This is a genomic window from Pseudomonas sp. CJQ_9, assembly GCF_043106615.1.
GTDB classification, from domain to species: Bacteria; Pseudomonadota; Gammaproteobacteria; order Pseudomonadales; family Pseudomonadaceae; genus Aquipseudomonas; species Aquipseudomonas juntendi.
In genome coordinates this window covers 78503-98185 of the sequence record NZ_JBICMS010000074.1, presented here as the reverse complement: position 1 = coordinate 98185, position 19683 = coordinate 78503, and the positions used below count along the sequence as shown (strand labels likewise).

The following is a 19683-nucleotide window of genomic DNA, read 5'->3' as shown; positions in this document are numbered from 1 at the left end:
ACATCCACATTGCCGCGGGTGGCATTGGAGTACGGGCACACCTTGTGCGCCTTTTCCACCAGCGCTTCGGCGTCGGCCTGGGCCAAGCCGGGCAGGCTGATGTGCAGATCGATGTCCAGGCCGAAACCGCCCGGAATCTGGCCAATCCCCACCTTGGCGGTGATCGAAGCATCGGCCGGCAAGGCTTTTTTCTCTTGCCCTGCCACGAACTTCAAGGCGCCGATGAAGCACGCCGAGTAGCCGGCGGCAAACATTTGCTCAGGGTTGGTGCCGTCACCGCCAGCCCCACCCAACTCTTTCGGGGTGCTCAGCTTGACGTCCAGCTTGCCGTCGCTGGAACGGGATTTACCGTCGCGCCCACCGGTGGAGGTAGCTTCTGCGATGTACAGCGGAGTGACCTTTTGCATCTTGAGCCTCGCTAATGTGCTGTGCGCTCCCGTTGGCAGGAGGGCGCGGGTTGGTGTGGAACTTAAATTAGCGCGCAATTAGTTAGCGCGCAATATAAATGTTCACCCCTCGGACGAATGGCCATTGCCCAGCATAGCCGCTAAAGGTTTTTCTGCAGGTTCTCGCGCAGGTCCAGCAACTCGGCCTGCAACTGCTGCAACTGCTCAAGGCTGCGACCGCTGGCCTTGAGGATGCACTGCGGCACTTCCTTGGCCCGCTGCTGCAGGGCGCGGCCTTTGTCGGTGAGTTGCACCAGCACCACCCGTTCGTCCTCGCGGCTGCGGTTGCGCTGTAACAGGCCTTCGCTTTCCAGGCGCTTGAGCAGCGGGGTCAGCGAGCCCGGGTCGGTCAGCAGATGCTGGCTGATTTCACCCACGGTCAGGCCGTCATGCTCCCACAGCACGAGCATGGCCAGGTATTGCGGGTACGTCAGGCCCAGGGCCTGCAGCAGTGGTTTGTAGACCTTGGTCATCAGCAACGAGGTGGAATGCAGGGCGAAACAGACCTGGTTGTCCAGCAGCAGCTCGTCACAGGAAGCTTGGGTGTCGGCGTTCATGCACGTCCTTGAAGGTAATCAATGGGAAATCCTGGCACGTTGCGCGTCACTGCACGCATCACTCGCGCAGTCCGCTGCGCAGGGCCAGGTCCCAGGGTGGAATCGGACTGAAGCGGCTCTTGAGAAATTCGAGCAGCAAACGGCTGCGAGAGTTCGTTTCATGTTCCAGGCGTAGCGCGTAAATGCCGCTGCTTTCAGCCTGGGGCAGGCCTGCGTCACAAAACAGTGGCACCAGTTCGCCGCGCAGCAGGTACTCGCTGATCAGCCAGGTGGGCAGGTGGGCGATGCCCAGCCCCGCCAGCGCGCCGAACAACAGGGTTTCGGCGTTGTTGGCCGCCATGCGCATGCGGGCCGGGCGGTACAGGCGGGTTTGCCCCGCTACCTCGAAACGCCACGCATACGGCGGTGCCAGGCCGTCCCAGTCCAGGCCGTCATGGCCGGGCAGTTCGCTGGGGCAGTCGGGGATGCCGCGGCTGGCCAAGTAGGTGGGGCTGGCGCAGGCGATGCGCACCATGTAGGCCAGTGGCGTGGCGACCAGGCGGGTATCGGCCAACGGGCCGGCACGCAACACCAGGTCCACTTCGCCCAGGTGGCTGCCATGCAGGTCGACAAAGCTGTCGATCAGGCGCAGCTGCACGTCCAGGCCCGGGTAGGCCAGCAGGAAGTCGGCAATGGCCGGGGCCAGGTGGCGGCGGCCGAACGCGGCGGGGGCGTCGATGCGGATCAGCCCTTCCGGTGCATTGCTCAGCGACACCGCCTCGGCACGGGCCAGGCGCAGTTCCTCGATGATGCGCCTGGCACGCTCGGCAAAGGCGTGGCCCGCCGGGGTGGCGCGCACGGCATGGGTGCTGCGGGTGAAGAGGCGGCTGCCAACGGCGCTTTCCAGGGCGTCAATGCGCCGCGCCACCGCAGACGGGGTCAGCGGGTAGCGGCGAGCGGCGGCAGAAAAACTGCCGCTTTGCAGCACGTCCAGGAACAGGCTTAGCTGCTCGGTGAGGGTATCGGGGCTCATGGTTGCCTTGCTTTTGCACAATACGCACAGCCATTGTGCGCTGCTGTGCGTTTCCCCGCCAGCGCACACTGGTTAGCATGCCGCTATCAACTTTGCTGGCGAACGAGGCCCTGATGATCGAGTGGTTGCTGTATATCGTGCTGGGCGCTGCCCTGGGCACCATGGGGGGCCTGTTCGGCATAGGCGGTGGGCTGATCGCGATCCCGGCGCTGGGCGTGCTGTTCGGCCTGGATCAGCAACTGGCACAGGGTACTGCACTGGTCATGGTGGTGCCGAATGTGTTGCTGGCGTTGTGGCGTTATCACCAGCGCAACCGCATCGAGTTGCGCCACGCCGTGCCGCTGTCGTTGTGCAGTTTCGTGTTTGCCTGGCTGGGTTCGATCTGGGCCGTTGGGCTGGATGCGCATTCCATGCGCCTGGGCTTTGTCGGCTTTTTGGTGGCGCTGGCGGTGTGGAACGTGGCGCGGATGTTCATGAAAGTGGCGCCAGCCAGTGCCGAACTGCGTTATGCCTGGCCTTGGCTGGGGGTGCTGGGCAGCTTTGCCGGTACCATGGGCGGGCTGTTCGGGGTGGGTGGCGCCGTGGTAGCCACACCGATCCTGACCAGTGTGTTCGGCACTACCCAGGTGGTGGCCCAAGGGCTGTCGCTGGCATTGGCGGCGCCGAGCACCCTGGTGACTCTGGTGACCTATGGCGTGCATCACAGTGTTGACTGGGGGGTAGGGTTGCCGTTGGCGGTGGGCGGCCTGCTCAGTATCAGCTGGGGGGTGAAGCTGGCCCATGCGCTGCCAGAGAAGGTGCTACGGGCGATGTTCTGCGTGTTCCTGGTGGTGTGTGCGGTGATGCTCGGGTTCGAGCTTTGAGCGTTTGACCGCGCCGGTGGGGGCGAGCGCCGCGCAGGCGGCGCTTCGCGGCACCAGGCCGAGGGGGTATGGCGCCGAGGGTCAGCGCCGCACTTGCTTCAGTGTTTCTGCAATCAGGAACGCCAGCTCCAGCGACTGGTCGGCATTCATCCGGGGGTCGCAGTGGGTGTGATACCGGTCTGACAGGGCATCTTCGGTGATTGGCCGTGCGCCACCGATGCACTCGGTCACATTCTGCCCGGTCATCTCGATATGAATGCCGCCGGCATGACTGCCTTCGGCCTGGTGCACCTGGAAGAACTGCTTCACCTCGTCGAGGATCTGCGCAAAATCACGGGTCTTGTAGCCACTGCTGGCCTTGATGGTATTGCCGTGCATGGGGTCGGAGCTCCACAGCACCTTGCGCCCCTCGCGCTCTACGCAGCGGATCAGCCCTGGCAGGTGGTCGCCAACCTTGCCCGCCCCCATGCGTACGATCAGGTTCAGGCGCCCTGGGTCGTTGGCGGGGTTGAGGGTGTCGATCAGGCGGAGCAGCTCCTCGGGGTTCATGCTGGGGCCGACCTTGACCCCGATCGGGTTGTGCACCCCGCGCAGGAACTCGACATGGGCGCCGTCCAGCTGGCGAGTGCGGTCGCCGATCCACAGCATGTGCGCCGAGCAGTCGTAGTAGTCGCCGGTCAGGCTGTCCTGGCGCACGAAGGCCTCTTCATAGTTCAGCAGCAGCGCTTCGTGGGCGGTGAAGAAGCTGGTTTCACGCAACTGCGGCGCGCTGTCCAGGCCGCAGGCACGCATGAACGCCAGGGTTTCGTCGATGCGGTTGGCCAACTGGTGGTACTTGTCGGCCAGCGCCGAGTTGGCAATGAAGTCCAGGTTCCACTTGTGCACTTGGTGCAGGTCGGCAAAACCGCCCTGGGCGAAGGCCCGCAGCAGGTTGAGGCTGGCGGTGGCCTGGTGGTAGGCCTGCAGCAGACGCTCCGGGTCGGGGATGCGGCTCTTGGCGTCGAAACCGATGCCGTTGACGATGTCGCCCCGGTAGGCCGGCAGGGTGACGTTGCCGATGGTTTCATCGCCCGCCGAGCGGGGCTTGGCGAACTGCCCGGCCATGCGCCCGACCTTGACCACCGGGCAGCCCGCGGCAAACGTCATGACGATGGCCATTTGCAGCAGCACCTTGAAGGTGTCGCGGATTTTTGCCGCTGAAAACTCGGCGAAGCTCTCGGCGCAGTCGCCGCCTTGCAGCAGGAACGCGCGGCCTTCGGTCACTTCGGCAAACTGCCGTCGCAGTTCGCGCGCTTCGCCGGCGAACACCAGCGGCGGGTAGCTGGCCAGGGTCTGTTCGACCTTCAGCAGGTGCGCGGCATCGGGGTAGGTCGGTTGCTGCTGGATCGGCAGGGCGCGCCAGCTGTCGGGGCTCCACGGTTGGTTCATGTCAGGCTCGGTCTTGTCGGTTGTCGGCTGGAGACCATGGTAACAGTTGGCGCTGCGCTTGTTGCATCGGGGGTGTTGGCGGACAATGCGCGTTTTTGTGCGGGCGGGTGCAGGCATGACGGCGCAACGGCAAGAGCGGCTACTGGCGCGGGTGGAAGATGCCTTTGGCGTCATCAGCGTGTACGAAGTGGACGACTACCGCTTTCTGGAATTCGGCGATGCCATCGAGCAAAGCTGCGTGTTCACCGCCGACCCCAGCTGGTTGGAGTACGACTACACCCGCGCCATGCTGGTCGGCGCGTTGTGCCATGAACAGCCGGAAAGCGCGCTGTTCCTGGGCCTTGGGGCGGGCACGCTGACCCAGGCCTGCATGAAGTTCCTGGCGCTGGACGATATCGAAGCCATCGAGCTGCGCCCGGACGTCCCGCGCCTGGCCATGCAGTACCTGGGCCTGGACGACGACCCGCGGCTGTACGTGCGCATTGGCGATGCCCTGGAGCTGCTGCCCAGCGCAGAAAAGGCCGACCTGTTGTTCGTTGACCTGTACACCGACCATGGGCCGGGGGTCGGGCACCTGGCGTGGAACTTCCTGGCGAGCTGCCAGCAACAACTCAACCCGGGCGGCTGGTTGGTGATCAACCAGTGGGCCACCGATGATGGCAAGCCGCTGGGGGCTGCGTTGCTGCGCGGCTTGTACCACCGCCATTACTGGGAACTGCCGGTGAAGGAGGGCAATGTGATTCTGCTCGTGCCGGCGGATCTGGAGCAGACCCTGGACATGGAAGGCTTGCGGGCCCGGGCGCAGGCGCTGGCGCCACGGTTGGGCTACAGCCTCGAGGGTTTGATCCGCGAGATTCGGCCGGCTACCTGAATGGCAGGTGCGGCCGTAGCCGTGGCGATCCCTGTAGGAGCGGCCTTGTGTCGCGAAAGGGGCGCGCAGCGGCCCCACATTTTCAGCTTCGCAGCGGATATTGCCGGGGCCGCCCTGCGGCCCTTTCGCGACACAAGGCCGCTCCTACAGGGAACGTGGCAGCGTCAGGGATTATCGTTTCAGCCCCTGAAAATATTCCTCACCTAACCGTACATTTCAGGTATAGTACGCGCCGGTCTTTTAGCGGACCTCAAAATCAGGTGGTGCAAATCCTCCGAGTCCAGCTTCGGCTGCGCGTCCGCTAGGCGGACCTTCCCAAGTTTTCTTTTTCAATCGTTTTCGCAAATCCCCGCCGCCAAAGCTGCCTGGGTGACCTGACGGTCTTTCAAGGCATGTGCAGCTTTGGAGCATGGGTCTTTGCGGATGCACCTAGAGGCAGACCCATGACCCAGGAAACCGGCGGCTTCGCCGCTCTCGATCTCAACCCGAATATCGTTGCTGCCGTAGTGGCTACCGGCTATGAAGAGCCGTCCGCCATTCAGCAGCAATCTATCCCGATCATCCTCGCCGGTCATGACATGATCGGCCAGGCGCAGACTGGCACCGGCAAGACCGCTGCCTTCGCCCTGCCGATCCTCAACAAGATCGATGTGAGCAAGCGCGAACCGCAAGCCCTGATCCTGGCGCCAACCCGTGAGTTGGCGCTGCAAGTTGCTACCGCTTTCGAAACCTACGCCAAGCAGATGCCAGGCGTGAACGTGGTTGCCGTGTACGGTGGTGCCCCAATGGGCCCACAGCTGCGCGCCATCCGCAACGGCGCGCAAATCGTCGTCGCCACCCCGGGCCGTCTGTGCGACCACCTGCGTCGCGACGAAAAAGTCCTGTCGACCGTGCAGTACCTGGTACTGGACGAAGCCGACGAGATGCTCAAGCTGGGCTTCATGGACGACCTCGAAGTGATCTTCGACGCCATCCCTGCTACCCGCCAGACCGTGCTGTTCTCCGCCACCCTGCCGTCGTCGATCCGTTCGATCGCTGAACGCCACCTGCGCGAACCGAAGCACGTCAAAATTCAGAGCAAGACCCAGACCGTTACCGCGATCGATCAGGCCCACCTGATGGTCCACGCCGACCAGAAGATCCCGGCTGTACTGCGTCTGCTGGAAGTGGAAGAGTTCGACGCGCTGATCGCCTTCGTGCGCACCAAGCAAGCCACCCTGGACCTGGCCGCCGCGCTGGAAGCCAAGGGCTACAAGGCTGCTGCGCTGAACGGCGACATCGCCCAGAACCAGCGTGAGCGCGTGATCGACTCGCTCAAGGATGGCCGCCTGGACATCGTTGTCGCCACCGACGTGGCGGCCCGTGGCCTGGACGTACCGCGCATCACTCACGTATTCAACGTTGACATGCCGTACGACCCGGAGTCCTACGTGCACCGTATCGGCCGTACCGGCCGTGCCGGTCGCGAAGGCCGTGCGCTGCTGTTGGTCACGCCACGTGAGCGCCGCATGCTGCAGGTGATCGAGCGTGTAACCGGGCAGAAGGTTGCCGAAGCGCGCCTGCCGAACGCCCAGGCGGTGCTTGATGCGCGCATCAAGAAGCTGACCAACAGCCTGGCGCCACTGGTTGCCGAGGCTGAAGCCACCCATGGTGACCTGTTTGACCGCCTGACCAACGACTTGGGTTGCAGCGCTCGTGCCCTGGCCTCGGCCCTGCTGCGCAAGGCCACCAACGGCCAGGCGCTGGACCTGGCGGCGGTAGAGCGTGAGCAGCCGCTGGTGCCGAGCTTCGCCCCGCGTGGTGAGCGTGCCGAACGTGGTGAGCGCAGCGAGCGCCCTGACCGCGGCGACCGCGAGCGTCGTGCGCCGCTGCCGCTGGCCGAAGGCCGCGTGCGTTGCCGTACCGCCCTGGGTGCCCGTGACGGCATCGCCGCCAAGAACCTGCTGGGCGCGATCCTCAACGAGGGTGGCCTGGCGCGTGACGCGATCGGTCGTATCCAGGTCCGCGACAGCTTCAGCCTGGTCGAGCTGCCGGAAGATGGCCTCGAGAAGCTGCTGTCCAAGCTCAAGGACACCCGCGTGGCCGGCAAGCAGCTGAAGCTGCGCCGCTACCGCGAGGATTGATCCTGGCGCAATGAAAAATCCCCGGCCTTGGCTGGGGATTTTTTTGCCTGTGCCATTGTGGGGTTGCGCGGCAGCCCCCGGCAATCGTCAGTCGAACCGGTAGATGTCCATCCCCAGCGCCCCCAAGGTAAAGCCTTGGTGCACAACGCCAAACTGCCCCCCCGCCCCAAGGGCGAAAAACAGCGGCAACAAATGCTCATCGCTCGGGTGGTTGCGCACCGCAAACGGCGCCTGTTGCCGATAAGCCAGCAACCCCTCCCGGTCATCATCCCGCAGTTTTTCCACTACCCAATCCCGAAACGCCAATGCCCACGGCTCGATCACGTCGGGCCCGGCATGCCAGTCCAGCTCGCCCAGGTTGTGGGTAATGCTGCCCGAACCCACCAGCAGCACGCCCTCCTGGCGTAGCCCCGCCAGTGCCTGGCCAACCTTCACTTGCAGCGCCGGGCCCATCTGGGTGGGCAGCGAAACCTGCACCACCGGGATGCTCGCATCGGGGTACATCAATGACAACGGCACCCAGGCGCCATGGTCGAACGGCCGCTGCGGGTCGAGGCGCGCGGCCAGCCCGGCGCCCTGCAGCAGCTCGCCGACCCGGCTGGCGAGGGCAGGGGCACCGGGCGCTGGGTACTGCACCGCATACAAGGCTGGTGGGAAGCCGTAGAAGTCATGCCAGGTTTCTGGATGTGCGCCGCCGGTGATCAGCAGCTCGCGGCTTTCCCAGTGCGCCGACACCACCACAATGGCGTTCGGCCGCGGCAGTGCGTGGGCCAGCCCGGCCAGCGCCGGGCCGCTGGCGCCGGGTTGCAGGGCAAGCATGGGGGAGCCGTGGGAAATGAACAGGCTGGGCAGCATGGCGGGGTCCTGAAGGTTAAGATGCACTCATCTTCGATCAACTAAAGATCGAAATCCAAACCAACTTTTACTGGCAAACCATCAAAAAATCGGGAGTGTTCATGGAACCATCATTCTGGCAGCAACGGTGGGCCGACAACCAGATCGGCTTCCACCAGGCGCAGGTGAACCCGTATCTGCAGCGGTACTGGCCAGGATTGCAGCAGGTGCCCGGCAGCCGCGTGCTGGTGCCACTGTGCGGCAAAAGCCTCGATCTGGCCTGGTTGGCCGGGCAGGGGCACCGGGTGTTGGGCGTGGAGCTTTCGCGGCGGGCCGTGGAGGGTTTCTTCCGCGAGCATGAGCTTGAGGCCGAGGTGCAGCCGCGTGGCGACTTTGAAGTATGGCGCAGTGGCGACGTGGAGCTGTGGTGTGGGGACTTCTTTGCCCTGCAGGCAGAGGATGTCAGCGACTGCGCGGGCCTGTACGACCGCGCGGCGCTGATTGCCCTGCCGCCGCCCATGCGTATGCGCTACACGCAGGCACTTTCGGCGTTGTTGCCAGCCGGGTGCCGTGGCTTGGTGGTGACCTTGGATTACGACCAGTCGCTGCTGGCCGGGCCGCCGTTTTCGGTGGCGGATGAGGAGCTGAGGCAGGGCTTTGCGGGCTGGCAGGTGGTTGAACTGGAGCAGGCGCAGGTGCTCGGGGAAAGTCCGAAGTTTCTGCAGGCCGGGGCATCCAGTGTGTTGGAGCGGGTGTACCGGGTCTGCCGGCCCTTGCGCGGGTAAGCCTGCACAGGCAGGCACAAAAAAGGGCGACCGAAGTCGCCCTTGCTTGCCTGTTGGATCAACCGCGACGGCGCAGGGCCTCGATACGGTCTTCCAGCGGCGGGTGGCTCATCAGCAAGCCGGCCAGGCCGTGCTTGAGGCCGCCGTTGATGCCGAAGGCCTTGAGCGTGTCCGGCATGTGCACCGGCAGGCCTTGTTCTACCCGCAGGCGCTGTAGGGCGCCGATCATCGCCGAAGTGCCGGCCAGCTGTGCACCTGCTTCGTCGGCGCGGTATTCGCGGCGGCGCGAGAACCACATGACGATCATGCTGGCCAGGATGCCCAATACCAGCTCGGCAACGATGGTTGCCACGTAGTAGGCGATGCCCTGGCCTTCTTCGTTCTTGAAGATGACCTTGTCGACAAAATTACCGATGATCCGGGCGAAGAACATCACGAAGGTGTTCACCACGCCCTGGACCAGCGCCAAGGTGACCATGTCGCCGTTGGCCACGTGGCCGATTTCGTGGGCCAGTACCGCCCGCACTTCGTCGGGCGAGAAACGCTCCAGCAAGCCCTGGGACACCGCTACCAGTGCGTCGTTACGGTTCCAGCCGGTGGCGAAGGCGTTCGCCTCGTAGGCAGGAAAAATGCCCACTTCAGGCATTTTGATGCCCGCTTCCCGAGACAGCTCCTCGACCGTTTGCAACAGCCACTGCTCGTGGCGGGTGCGCGGCTGGGTGATGATCTGGGTGCCGGTGGTCATCTTCGCCATCCACTTGGAGATGAACAGCGAGACGAGGGAGCCGGCGAAGCCGAACACGGCGCAGAACACCAGCAGGCTGCTGAGGTTCAGGTCGACCCCGTTGGCGGCCATGAACCCGTTGAAACCGAACAGGCTCAGGGTAATGCTTGCAACCAGCACCACCGCGAGGTTGGTGGCTACAAACAACAGAATGCGCATCATGGTTGTTACGTTCTCCTGACGGATGAATTGTCGCTTACTGCGGGGTATATAAGGGGCCTGGGTTGCCGTTTCAATCGGGGGACTATTTCAAACTGTGTACGGCGGAGTATGGCAGAGGATGACGTGTGGGCAGTGGGATAGAGCGTTGCAGGATGTAAGAAACAGGTGGCGCAGATAACCGGGCTGCTTTGCAGCCCATCGCCGGCAAGCCAGCTCCCACAGGGACCTCACAAAATTCAGGCCTGTGATAACCCTGTGGCTGGCTCCCATAAGCACTCCCCAATCCTCAGGCCTGTGGTGATCCTGTGGGAGCTGGCTTGCCGGCGATGAGGCCGTTACTTACTGCGAGTAAGTGCGCAGGAAATTGCCGATCCGCCCAATCGCCGCTTCCAAGTCATCCACCCGCGGCAAGGTCACCACGCGGAAGTGGTCCGGCCACGGCCAGTTGAACGCGGTACCCTGAACGATCAGCAGCTTCTCCGACAGCAGCAGGTCAAGGGCGAACTTCTCGTCATTGAGGATCGGGCACACCTTCGGGTCGATCCGCGGGAACGCATACAGCGCACCCATCGGCTTCACGCAGCTTACCCCAGGGATGTCGTTCAGCAGCTCGTAGGTGCGGTTGCGCTGCTCCAGCAGGCGCCCGGGTGGCAGCACCAGGTCATTGATGCTCTGGTAACCGCCCAGCGCGGTCTGGATGGCATGCTGCGCCGGCACGTTGGCACACAGGCGCATGTTGGCCAGCATGTCGATGCCCTCGATGTAGCTTTGCGCATGGTGCTTGGGCCCGGAAATGATCAGCCAGCCAGAGCGGAAGCCCGCCACCCGGTACGACTTGGACAGGCCGTTGAAGGTCAGGCACAGCAGGTCTGGTGCCAGCGAGGCGGTGCTGATGTGCACGGCTTCGTCGTACAGGATCTTGTCGTAGATCTCGTCGGAGAACACCACCAGGTTGTGCTGGCGGGCCAGCGCCAGCATGCCCAGCAGCAACTCCCTGGAGTACACCGCGCCCGTCGGGTTGTTCGGGTTGATGATCACCAGGGCCTTGGTGTTCGGGGTGATCTTGGCCTTGATGTCCTCCAGGTCGGGGAACCAGTCGGCCTGCTCGTCGCACAGGTAGTGCACCGGCTTGCCGCCGGCCAGGCTCACGGCAGCGGTCCACAGTGGGTAATCGGGTGCCGGGATCAGCACCTCGTCACCGTTGTTGAGCAACGCCTGCATCGACATCACGATCAGCTCGGAGACACCGTTGCCAAGGTAGATGTCCTCGATGGTCACGCCTTCGATCTCTTTCTGCTGGCAGTACTGCATCACCGCCTTGCGCGCACTGAACAGGCCCTTGGAGTCGCTGTAGCCCTGCGCGGTAGGCAGGTTGCGGATCACATCCTGGAGAATTTCGTCGGGCGCCTCGAAACCGAAGGGCGCTGGGTTGCCGATGTTCAGCTTGAGGATGCGGTGGCCTTCCTCTTCCAGGCGCTTGGCGTGCTTGAGCACTGGGCCGCGAATGTCATAGCAGACATTGGCGAGCTTGTTCGATTTGCTGAACTGCATGATGGGATCCCGATTGAGAATACGCGCTACGCCCCGCCGAAAGGTTTGAAAGGGCAGCAAGCGGGTGCCAGACTGAACGCCTGGCACACGAAGCCACCTAATATACGTGCCGCCCGCGCCCTGGAAAAGACGGCGTGGGGTGAAATTCAGCCTGCCGAGGTTCCTGCATGAAAAAGATCGAGAAAACCCTGGAAGAATGGCGGTCGATGCTCGACCCCGAGCAGTACCAGGTCTGCCGCCTGAAGGGCACCGAGCGGCCGTTCAGCGGCAAGTACAACAGCGAGCGCCGCGACGGCATCTACCATTGCATCTGCTGCGGCCTGGCGTTGTTCGACGCCCAGACCAAGTTCGATTCCGGCTGTGGCTGGCCGAGCTTCTACGCGCCGATCGAAGACAGCGCGATGATCGAGATCCGCGACACCTCCCACGGCATGATCCGTACCGAAGTCACCTGTGCCCGTTGCGATGCGCACCTGGGCCACGTGTTCCCCGACGGCCCGCCACCGACCGGCCTGCGCTACTGCATCAACTCGGTGTGCATCGACTTGCGCCCGCGCGACTGACCGGAGCCCGACCATGGCTGGATCGATACTGGACATCCCCTGCGTGACCCTGGGCGGCGAGCACAAGACCCTCGGCGACTTCCCCGGCAAGGCGCTGCTGGTGGTCAATACTGCCAGCCAGTGCGGGTTTACCCCCCAGTACAAGGGGCTGGAGCAACTGTGGCAGGCCTACCGCGGGCGTGGCCTGGTAGTGCTGGGCTTTCCGTGCAACCAGTTCGGCAAGCAGGAGCCTGGCGAGGCGCGGGACATTGCCCAGTTCTGCGAGCGCAATTTCGGCGTGAGCTTCCCATTGTTCCGCAAGGTGGACGTCAACGGCCCCGGCACCCACCCGTTGTATGTCGAGCTGAAGCAGCGTGCCCCAGGCTTGCTCGGCTCGCAGAAGGTCAAGTGGAACTTCACCAAGTTCCTGCTCGACCCGGCCAGTGGCCAGGTCACGCGTTACGCGCCTTTCACCAAGCCGCAGGCACTGGAAGCGGACATCGAGCGCCTGCTCAGCCGCTAAGCGGCACCCAGTGGTCGACCAGCGCCAGTAGCTCTTCGCGGCGGAACGGTTTGGCCAGGTAGTCGTTCATGCCCGCGGCCCGGCAGCGCTCGCGCTCTTCGGGCATGGCGTTGGCGGTGAGGGCGACGATGGGCAGGTGCGGCCAGCGGCCGCTCTGGCGAATGCGCCGGCTGGCCTCGTAGCCGTCCATCACCGGCATGTTGCAGTCCATCAGCACCAGGTCGAAGCCTTGCCGTTCCAGCATCGCCAGGGCCTCGGCGCCCTGGGTTGCCAGTTCGACCTGGCAACCGAGCTTGGCCAGCATCCCCTTGGCCACCAGCTGGTTCACCGGGTTGTCTTCTACCAACAGAATGCGCGCGCGGCCTTCGCCCTGGGTCACGGGCGGCGTGGCCAGTGGGTGTTCCGGCTCATGGCCTTGCAAGGTTCGGCGCAGGGTCTGGTACAAGGCGTTGCGCGCCAGCGGGCGGGCCAGCTGGTGCAGCGGTGCCAGGGCCAGCGCCTGCTCCTGGGAGAGAAAGTTGCCGTAGGCGGTAACCAGCAGGATCGGCGCTTGCAGGGCCGGGCGCAGTTCGACCAGGTGGTCCACGTCATCGGTGATCAACAGGTCGAACGCGGTGGCCTGCAGGGTGGTACGGCTGTCATGCCGCTGGTAGCTCAAGCCCCAGGCGGGCAACAAGGCCTGCAGTAGCTCGTGCAGCCCGCTGCCCGCCGCACTCAGGGCGGCCACGCGGCCCTGCAGGGGCTGTGGCGGGATGGCTTCGGTGTGTGCGGCCAGCGGCAGCTCAGCGGTGAAGCAACTGCCAAAGCCCGCTTCGGAGCTTATGTGCAGGTGGCCCTGCATGGCTTCGCACAGGTTGTGGGTCAGGGCCAGGCCCAGGCCGGTGCCACCGTACTGGCGGGTGATGCCGGCGCCGGCCTGGGTGAAGGGCTGGAAAATGCGCACCTGGGCCTCTTCGGGGATGCCGATGCCCGTGTCGCGCACTTGCAGGCGTACGCCGCCGACAAGGCGCTCCAGGCGCACATCGACGCGGCCGAAGCGGGTGAACTTCAAGGCATTGGACAGCAGGTTGCTGACGATCTGCCGCACCCGCGTGGGGTCACCCAGCACGCTGCTGGGGAAGTCGCTGGCGATCAGGCAGGTCAGCTCCACGCTTTGCGCGGTGTTCTGCGACAGCAGGTTGGCGGTGTCTTCGACCATCGAGCCCATGTCGAAGGCAATGCGCTCCAGTTCCAGCTGGCCGGCGTCGAACTTGGACAGGTCGAGAATATCGTTCAGCAGTTCGACCAGCACCTTGCCCGAGTCGTGGGCAATCGCCAGTTGCTGGCGTTGCTCGCTGGGCAACGGGTTATCCAGCGCCAGGGCGATCATGCCGAGCATGCCGTTGAGCGGGGTGCGAATTTCGTGGCTCATGTTGGCAAGGAAGGCGGCGCGGGCCTGGGCCATGTCCAGCGCCCGCCGGCGGGCCTGTTCCAGTTCCTGGTTGGTCAGGCTCAAGCTGCTGTTGCTGGCCTTCAGCTCGTTGGTACGTGCCGAGACGATGTCTTCCAGCTCGTTGAGGTATTGGGTCAGTCGGTTTTCCGCAGTACGCCGCTGCTCGATTTCCGTGGCCATGCTGACGAACTGCTGGTTGGCGACCTTCACCAGCACGCCGATTTCATCAAGCTCATGGCCGTGCGGGCACTCCAGGCGGGTTTGCCGGGGTTTACGCGGGTCACTGCCGCTGAGCGCACTGATCACGGTGACCAGTGGCTTGGTCAGCATCAGGTAGAACAGGGCCAGCAGCAGGCCTGTCAGCACCAGGCTGCGGGCAAAGCCGTTGAGCAGGGTGATGCCGGCGCGGTCGAGAAAGCGGCTGCCGAAGGCGAAGGTGTCGACGTCCAGGTACAGGGTGCCAAGGTATTCCTCGGGCATATGGGTAAGGTACAGGCGTTCCCGTAATTGGCGCTGTTCGCCGAACAGGAAGTCGCTCAGTGGCCGCAGGCGGTCTTGCTGGCGTGGGCGCTCGACATCGGCCAGGACCGTCTGGTTGTTGTCGATCAGCCGTGCGCGGAACACCGCCGGCGACTGCAGCAGGCCGCGGGTCAGTTCCAGGGCCAGTTCCGAGTCTATGTTGTAGGCGATCCGCGAGGCCGGGTTGTGGCTGATTTGCAGCAAGGCCCGCACTTCACGGTTGATGGATGCGTCTTCGCTGGCATAATCGATGCCGATCTGGATGAGACTGAGCAAGGTTCCCAGGATGAAGCCGACCAGGACTGTCAACCGGGCTTGCTTGTATGACAGGCGATTGGTGAACTTGATATCCATGAGTTCCGAGCTGGTTTCCCGTTCCTTGCGCTGCGCAAGCATAGCCGATCATCCCCGGCTACTGGTGGGTCTGTCTGTTCATTTCAGTTGATCGCCAAGCGGGGGCCGCCTTGCGCCCCTTCGCGGGCCCCCAGGCCTAACACAATCCCTGTAGGAGCGGGCAAGCCCGCGAAGGGGCGCGCAGCGGCCCCCAAAAACTGAAATTGCTAGGAGTCGTCATGGACGCTCGCTTGATCGCTTTTCTAGACCGCGCCGAATCGGTACTGGCGCGCCTCGAACCCCTGCTGCCGGCCCCGCGCCCGCACATCGACTGGGCCACCACCCTGGCCGCGCGCTGGCAGCGCGATGGCCGCAGCGGCTACCTGCTGCCATTGGAAGTCAGCCTGGACATCCGCCTGACCGACCTGATTGGCGTCGACAAACAGCGTGACCAGCTGGGCCGCAACACCCACCAGTTCATCAACGGCCTGCCGGCCAACCATGCGCTGCTGTGGGGCTCACGCGGCACCGGCAAGTCGTCGCTGGTGCGTGCGCTGCTGGCCGAGCACGCCAGCGCCGGTTTGCGCCTGATCGAAATCGAACGCGACCACCTGGCCGACCTGCCGCGCGTGGTCGAGCAACTGCAGAAGCTGCCGCAGCGCTTCATCCTGTTCTGCGACGACTTGTCGTTCGAGGCCGGGGAGGGCGACTACCGGGTGCTCAAGAGCGTGCTCGATGGCTCACTCGAGCAGGCACCGGACAATGTCCTGCTGTACGCCACTTCCAACCGCCGCCACCTGGTGCCGGAAAAGGAGAGCGACAACGAAAACTGGAAGAGGGTCGACGGCGAGCTGCACCCCAGTGAAGCGGTGGAGGACAAGATCGCGCTGTCCGACCGCTTTGGCCTGTGGCTGTCGTTCTACCCGTTCACCCAGGCGCACTTCCTTGACGTGGTCGAGCATTGGATCGGCCAGCTGGCGGCCCCGGCCGGGCTGGCCTGGCAGCGTGACGAAGCGCTGGAAATTCTCGCCGTGCGCTGGGCTACCGGCCGCGGTAACCGTAATGGCCGTTGTGCCTATCAGTTCGCCCGCTACTGGGTCGGGCTGCAATTGCTGGAGCAAAAGTAAATGATCGACCTCAATGCCAGTGGCGCCGGCCTCGACGGCTACCACCTGCTGGCGGCGCAAGTGCAGGCGCTGTTTGCCGACGAACGTGATTTCATCGCCAATGCCGCGCAGTTTTCGGCATTTCTCTACCACCAGGTAGGCGACCTGAACTGGGCGGGCTTCTACCTCAACCGTAACGGGCAACTGGTGCTGGGCCCGTTCCAGGGCCAGGTGGCGTGCGTGCGCATTCCGTTCGGCAAAGGCGTGTGCGGCGCGGCGGCTGCCACCGGCAAGACCCAGCGGGTCGAGGACGTGCATGCGTTCCCGGGGCACATTGCCTGCGACAGTGCGTCGAACAGCGAGCTGGTGATACCGCTGGTGAAGGAGGGCAGGCTGATTGGTGTGCTGGACCTGGACAGCCCGAAGCTCGCGCGTTTCAGCCAGGCTGACCAGGAGGGGCTGGAGCGGTTGGCGGCGATCTTCCTGGAGCTGACTGACTGCTGATTGTCGTGTTGCCCGGGCTGGCCCTGTCGCCGGCAAGCCCTGGCAACGCTACAAATTCCGGATCAGTCGTACATCACCTTCTTCTTCCAGGTCTCGTCCTCATCGGTCTTGAGGCCCTGGGTCAGTTCGTTGTGTTCGTCCTCGGCCGGTTCCATCTGGTCCAGCACCTGGGCGTTGGCCCGGCCCAGCAGTTTCTCCAGGTACGTCAGCTGCTCTTCATACACCTTCGGCTCCGGCTGCTTGCGCAGGTACTGCACCCCCCGTTCGAATGCCAGGCGGGCTTGGCCTGGCTGGCCTTTCTGCAGGGCCTGCTGGCCGAGGTTGTTGAAGAACTCGATATGCAGCAGCACCAGGATGTGGCGGATCTCCTTGACCCAGTGCTTGGCCTCCGGCGCAGGCAGGAAGCCCTCTTGCGCGGCGCGGGTCACCTGGTTGTGCAGTGCTTCCAGCAAGAAGCGCACATCCTTGGCCTTGACCTCGGTCTGGATCGGGTTGGGCGGGTTGTTCGCCGGGATCTTTTCACCCAGGGCGATCAGCCCTTCCAGTTCGGCCATGCGTGCCTTCAACTGGGCATTGTGCTTGTCCACCGCCAGCTGGCGCTGGTTGAGGTTGAGCTCCAGGCGGGTCAGCAGCAGCTTCAGCGCCGGGGTCATGAACTGGCCCGGGAAGGTCTCGGTGATTTCGCCGCAGCGGCGCAGGCGGTCGGCCAGTTCGATCTTCAGGCGGGCGCGCTCCAGCTTGCCGTTCTCGACCACATTGTTGAGGTAGCCGATCACGATCAGCAACGCGATACCCGCTACGATGAGCAGGGTGATCAGAAGTGGTGTCACCGTTAATGCCTCATTGAAGAAGAATTACAGCGTTGAGTGTAGTGAGTTTGCCTGGGAGCGAATAGCGGCACAGGCAAACCCGTTCTCTATATCGACAAGCCAGCCCGCATCTGCACCCCAACCCACCCGGAAGTCATTGATTTAAATAAATTTCTACAAAGGGGTTGACGCCTGTATCAAGCATCCATAGAATGCGCGCCACTTGCAGCGTAAAGCACACAGCGAAACGCGGCAGGGAGTGAAAGCAGGCAGCGATGCCAGCAGCGTGTCCCCTTCGTCTAGTGGCCTAGGACACCGCCCTTTCACGGCGGTAACAGGGGTTCGAGTCCCCTAGGGGACGCCAAATTGCGGGAATAGCTCAGTTGGTAGAGCACGACCTTGCCAAGGTCGGGGTCGCGAGTTCGAGTCTCGTTTCCCGCTCCAGTTTCTCCGGCAACGCCTGATGGCGGGGCTGGAAAAGAAAATCCAGGCTGAATCGTGAGGTTCTGTTCTGGTGCACTGAAAAGTGTCGTGTGTCCCCTTCGTCTAGTGGCCTAGGACACCGCCCTTTCACGGCGGTAACAGGGGTTCGAGTCCCCTAGGGGACGCCATTTGCGGGAATAGCTCAGTTGGTAGAGCACGACCTTGCCAAGGTCGGGGTCGCGAGTTCGAGTCTCGTTTCCCGCTCCAGTTCAATACTGTGGCGTCTATGCGGTGCAGTGGTGGTGAAGGTCTTCATGGCGCTTCACGCCAAAAGCGGTAAAAGCTATACAATGCGGGAATAGCTCAGTTGGTAGAGCACGACCTTGCCAAGGTCGGGGTCGCGAGTTCGAGTCTCGTTTCCCGCTCCAATTTAAAAAACCACTTCTCTGGAGTGGTTTTTTTTGGCTTGCGCCAAGCATGCCGAGATGCGATGGCCGAACGGGCTTAACCCGCCACCTGCTCGATTCAATTCACGAGCTGTGCATTTACATATGGAAAGCTCATCCAGCTTCTCTGCTCGTCCACGCTGAGAAATGCTTCGATTTCCAGCCATGTACCGACTTCGAACACGCCCAAATCTTTCGGGGTAAGTTGACCCACCGTCATTTCCCCGGTTGCCGAAGGTACCGGGGTGGCGGCAGCGATCACTACCGGGTCATTTTTGCCGTCTTTGCGCACGCCGATAATCTGCAGCTTGACGCATTGGCTGGTGTCCCTTAGCGTCCACTCAGTCAGAGTGAAAGGGGTACTGTCGCCCATTGAGCCCAGGCTGATCTTGTCACCCTGAATCGCTGCGCATTGCGGATGTGGCAGATTGCGCGGAGCTTGCACTACCAGTGTGTGCGGCGTGGAGGTGAGTGCTGCGCCGCGCCGGGTCACTTGGTAATACAGCACGAGCTCACTGCCCATGCGTGCGGCTATGTTGCTTTTGGGGATGGGGCACTCGGTATCGCCAGCTCCCACGTCGACCACAGCTGTATAAGCGCCGTAATCACCCGGCTGGGCCCAAAATATCTCTACGCGGTCAGTCGGCTCGAAGTTGTTTTGCGCTTTTATGACGAAGCTCGCGCCATTGCTGGCCCGCGCTGGGTCGAGCGTGCTGCTGTTGCCGGTACTGCCGGTTTCTTTCAGATAAGGGGCGGAGAAATCTGTCGGGAAAGGGGTGGCATTGCACTGCAATGGTATGGGTAGCGAGCGCTGCGCGGGCGTTCTGGCGCGGTCCTGGATGGTGTAGTGCGCATAACGTATGCCATCTCCCCGCTCACGGATCAACCCGCCAGGGAAGCCGATCCGCAATGGTTTGGTGATGTCTGTCTGGGTCAGGGTGTGGTTATCGACCAAATCGACCGGGTCTTGCCCGTTGTGGGTTTTGCTCCAGTACCAGGTTACGCAATCGCCGGGGTGCGCGGTGTCATAAGCCGGAATCGTGGCGAGCAAGCGATCGCCATTGGCTTGAAGATAGGCATCGGTTACCCCGTGTTCGATGACCTGGGTGTCGAACAGCAGGCTGCTGTCCTCAGCCAATTGCGGGGGCGACCTGTCAATGTGGATGGGTAAGGGTAGCGAGTCGGATGTATTGCCGTTGTAGAGCGCCACCCCATACTCCACTTGGTGCGCGCCTTCTTGATGCAGGAAGCGTTCGGGCACCATGATGAAAAGCTCTTGGTCAGCAATCGGGCCGACCAGTGTCTTGGCTTCGACCAGTACCCCGTCCCAGTAAAGCGTTACGGTGTCTTCATCGTCCGGGGTCGGTGCCGGGTTGTCCCAGCGTTTGAATTTCACTTTCAATGGCGCCTGGGTTGCGCTGAACGGCAGCAGGTTTTTTTCGCCACCGTCTATGTCATCCAGCAACTCCTCGATCAGCGCAGGCTCAAGCGGGCCGTCAGCGCTGTTTCGACGCAGCACGCGGCCGATGAATGCGTGTAGCAGGGCGGTCAGGGACATGGAAGAAGCTCCTGATAAAAACCGATTCACCAGTTGCCGCGCTGCCCCGAACCGAGGCAGCGCAGCGCCCGT

17 protein-coding genes, 5 tRNA genes and 1 pseudogene are annotated in these 19683 nt (G+C 63.3%); 13 read left to right on the top strand and 10 right to left on the bottom strand.

Going from position 1 to position 19683, the window contains the following annotated elements; genetic code table 11:
- The 3 genes from ACF8SD_RS14985 to ACF8SD_RS14975 all read right to left on the bottom strand — a co-directional run.
- The coding region (locus tag ACF8SD_RS14985; protein WP_392484627.1) for an organic hydroperoxide resistance protein at positions 1-407 on the bottom strand (407 nt) is incomplete at its 3' end.
- Positions 408-547: 140 nt separating this feature from the next.
- Positions 548-1003, bottom strand: coding sequence for a MarR family winged helix-turn-helix transcriptional regulator (locus ACF8SD_RS14980; RefSeq protein WP_009685225.1), 456 nt, complete (start codon positions 1001-1003; stop codon positions 548-550).
- A gap of 58 nt (positions 1004-1061) precedes the next feature.
- The gene (locus ACF8SD_RS14975) at positions 1062-2015 is read right to left on the bottom strand and encodes a LysR family transcriptional regulator (protein ID WP_173890739.1); all 954 of its coding nucleotides are present in this window, start codon (positions 2013-2015) and stop codon (positions 1062-1064) included.
- 113 nt (positions 2016-2128) lie between these two features.
- On the opposite strand from ACF8SD_RS14975, the gene ACF8SD_RS14970 reads away from it, so the two are divergent.
- Entirely contained in the window at positions 2129-2878 is a 750-nt protein-coding gene (locus tag ACF8SD_RS14970) for a sulfite exporter TauE/SafE family protein (protein WP_029885627.1), read from the top strand.
- 81 nt (positions 2879-2959) lie between these two features.
- Here ACF8SD_RS14970 and ACF8SD_RS14965 read toward each other — a convergent pair whose 3' ends face one another.
- Entirely contained in the window at positions 2960-4306 is a 1347-nt protein-coding gene (locus tag ACF8SD_RS14965) for a class II 3-deoxy-7-phosphoheptulonate synthase (protein ID WP_182369764.1), read from the bottom strand.
- A 115-nt stretch (positions 4307-4421) separates the two neighbouring features.
- On the opposite strand from ACF8SD_RS14965, the gene ACF8SD_RS14960 reads away from it, so the two are divergent.
- Together ACF8SD_RS14960 and ACF8SD_RS14955 are read left to right on the top strand one after the other, a co-directional pair.
- Positions 4422-5177 carry a spermidine synthase gene (locus tag ACF8SD_RS14960; RefSeq protein ID WP_173890737.1) on the top strand — a complete coding sequence of 252 codons (756 nt, stop codon included), beginning with the start codon at positions 4422-4424 and terminating at the stop codon, positions 5175-5177.
- Positions 5178-5586: 409 nt separating this feature from the next.
- A pseudogene (locus tag ACF8SD_RS14955) lies at positions 5587-7300 on the top strand (DEAD/DEAH box helicase).
- An 87-nt stretch (positions 7301-7387) separates the two neighbouring features.
- Here ACF8SD_RS14955 and ACF8SD_RS14950 read toward each other — a convergent pair.
- Positions 7388-8155, bottom strand: coding sequence for a DODA-type extradiol aromatic ring-opening family dioxygenase (locus tag ACF8SD_RS14950; RefSeq protein ID WP_392484626.1), 768 nt, complete (start codon positions 8153-8155; stop codon positions 7388-7390).
- 101 nt (positions 8156-8256) lie between these two features.
- Between ACF8SD_RS14950 and ACF8SD_RS14945 the strand changes: the two genes are divergently transcribed.
- On the top strand, positions 8257-8919 hold the full coding sequence (locus ACF8SD_RS14945; RefSeq protein WP_173890734.1) for a thiopurine S-methyltransferase: 663 nt from the start codon (positions 8257-8259) through the stop codon (positions 8917-8919).
- Positions 8920-8977: 58 nt separating this feature from the next.
- On the opposite strand, the gene htpX is transcribed toward ACF8SD_RS14945, so the two are convergent.
- On the bottom strand, positions 8978-9865 hold the full coding sequence (gene htpX, locus ACF8SD_RS14940) for a protease HtpX (RefSeq protein WP_047150248.1): 888 nt from the start codon (positions 9863-9865) through the stop codon (positions 8978-8980).
- 339 nt (positions 9866-10204) lie between these two features.
- Positions 10205-11416 (bottom strand): pyridoxal phosphate-dependent aminotransferase, encoded by a 1212-nt coding sequence (locus tag ACF8SD_RS14935; RefSeq protein WP_009682838.1) that lies wholly within the window; start codon positions 11414-11416, stop codon positions 10205-10207.
- 167 nt (positions 11417-11583) lie between these two features.
- On the opposite strand from ACF8SD_RS14935, the gene msrB reads away from it, so the two are divergent.
- Together msrB and ACF8SD_RS14925 are read left to right on the top strand one after the other, a co-directional pair.
- Entirely contained in the window at positions 11584-11979 is a 396-nt protein-coding gene (msrB, locus tag ACF8SD_RS14930) for a peptide-methionine (R)-S-oxide reductase MsrB (RefSeq protein ID WP_173890732.1), read from the top strand.
- Positions 11980-11992: 13 nt separating this feature from the next.
- Complete coding sequence (locus ACF8SD_RS14925; protein ID WP_173890731.1) at positions 11993-12481, top strand: glutathione peroxidase; 489 nt, start codon at positions 11993-11995, stop codon at positions 12479-12481.
- On the opposite strand, the gene ACF8SD_RS14920 is transcribed toward ACF8SD_RS14925, so the two are convergent.
- A complete protein-coding gene (locus ACF8SD_RS14920) occupies positions 12471-14828 on the bottom strand; it encodes a response regulator (protein WP_392484625.1) in 2358 nt (785 codons plus the stop codon). The two genes, ACF8SD_RS14925 and ACF8SD_RS14920, sit on opposite strands and share 11 nt — an antisense overlap.
- A 176-nt stretch (positions 14829-15004) precedes the next feature.
- Between ACF8SD_RS14920 and ACF8SD_RS14915 the strand changes: the two genes are divergently transcribed.
- A complete protein-coding gene (locus ACF8SD_RS14915; protein WP_054913045.1) occupies positions 15005-15892 on the top strand; it encodes an ATP-binding protein in 888 nt (295 codons plus the stop codon).
- Positions 15893-16375: a GAF domain-containing protein gene (locus ACF8SD_RS14910; protein ID WP_392484624.1), complete on the top strand. Its 483-nt coding sequence runs from the start codon at positions 15893-15895 to the stop codon at positions 16373-16375.
- A gap of 62 nt (positions 16376-16437) precedes the next feature.
- Here the strand turns inward: ACF8SD_RS14910 and ACF8SD_RS14905 are convergent, their stop codons facing one another.
- Positions 16438-17205, bottom strand: a complete 768-nt coding sequence (locus ACF8SD_RS14905; protein ID WP_392484623.1) for a hypothetical protein — start codon at positions 17203-17205, stop codon at positions 16438-16440.
- A 267-nt stretch (positions 17206-17472) separates the two neighbouring features.
- Between ACF8SD_RS14905 and ACF8SD_RS14900 the strand changes: the two genes are divergently transcribed.
- From ACF8SD_RS14900 to ACF8SD_RS14880, 5 genes are all read left to right on the top strand, one after another.
- Positions 17473-17548 (top strand) — tRNA-Glu (locus ACF8SD_RS14900).
- A gap of 4 nt (positions 17549-17552) precedes the next feature.
- Positions 17553-17628: transfer RNA gene (locus ACF8SD_RS14895), tRNA-Gly, on the top strand.
- A 91-nt stretch (positions 17629-17719) separates the two neighbouring features.
- Positions 17720-17795, top strand: a tRNA-Glu gene (locus ACF8SD_RS14890).
- Positions 17796-17798: 3 nt separating this feature from the next.
- Positions 17799-17874 (top strand) — tRNA-Gly (locus ACF8SD_RS14885).
- An 85-nt stretch (positions 17875-17959) separates the two neighbouring features.
- Positions 17960-18035 (top strand) — tRNA-Gly (locus tag ACF8SD_RS14880).
- Between the two features lie 97 nt (positions 18036-18132).
- Here ACF8SD_RS14880 and ACF8SD_RS14875 read toward each other — a convergent pair.
- The gene (locus ACF8SD_RS14875) at positions 18133-19611 is read right to left on the bottom strand and encodes a hypothetical protein (protein ID WP_392484622.1); all 1479 of its coding nucleotides are present in this window, start codon (positions 19609-19611) and stop codon (positions 18133-18135) included.
- Positions 19612-19683 lie beyond the last annotated feature (72 nt).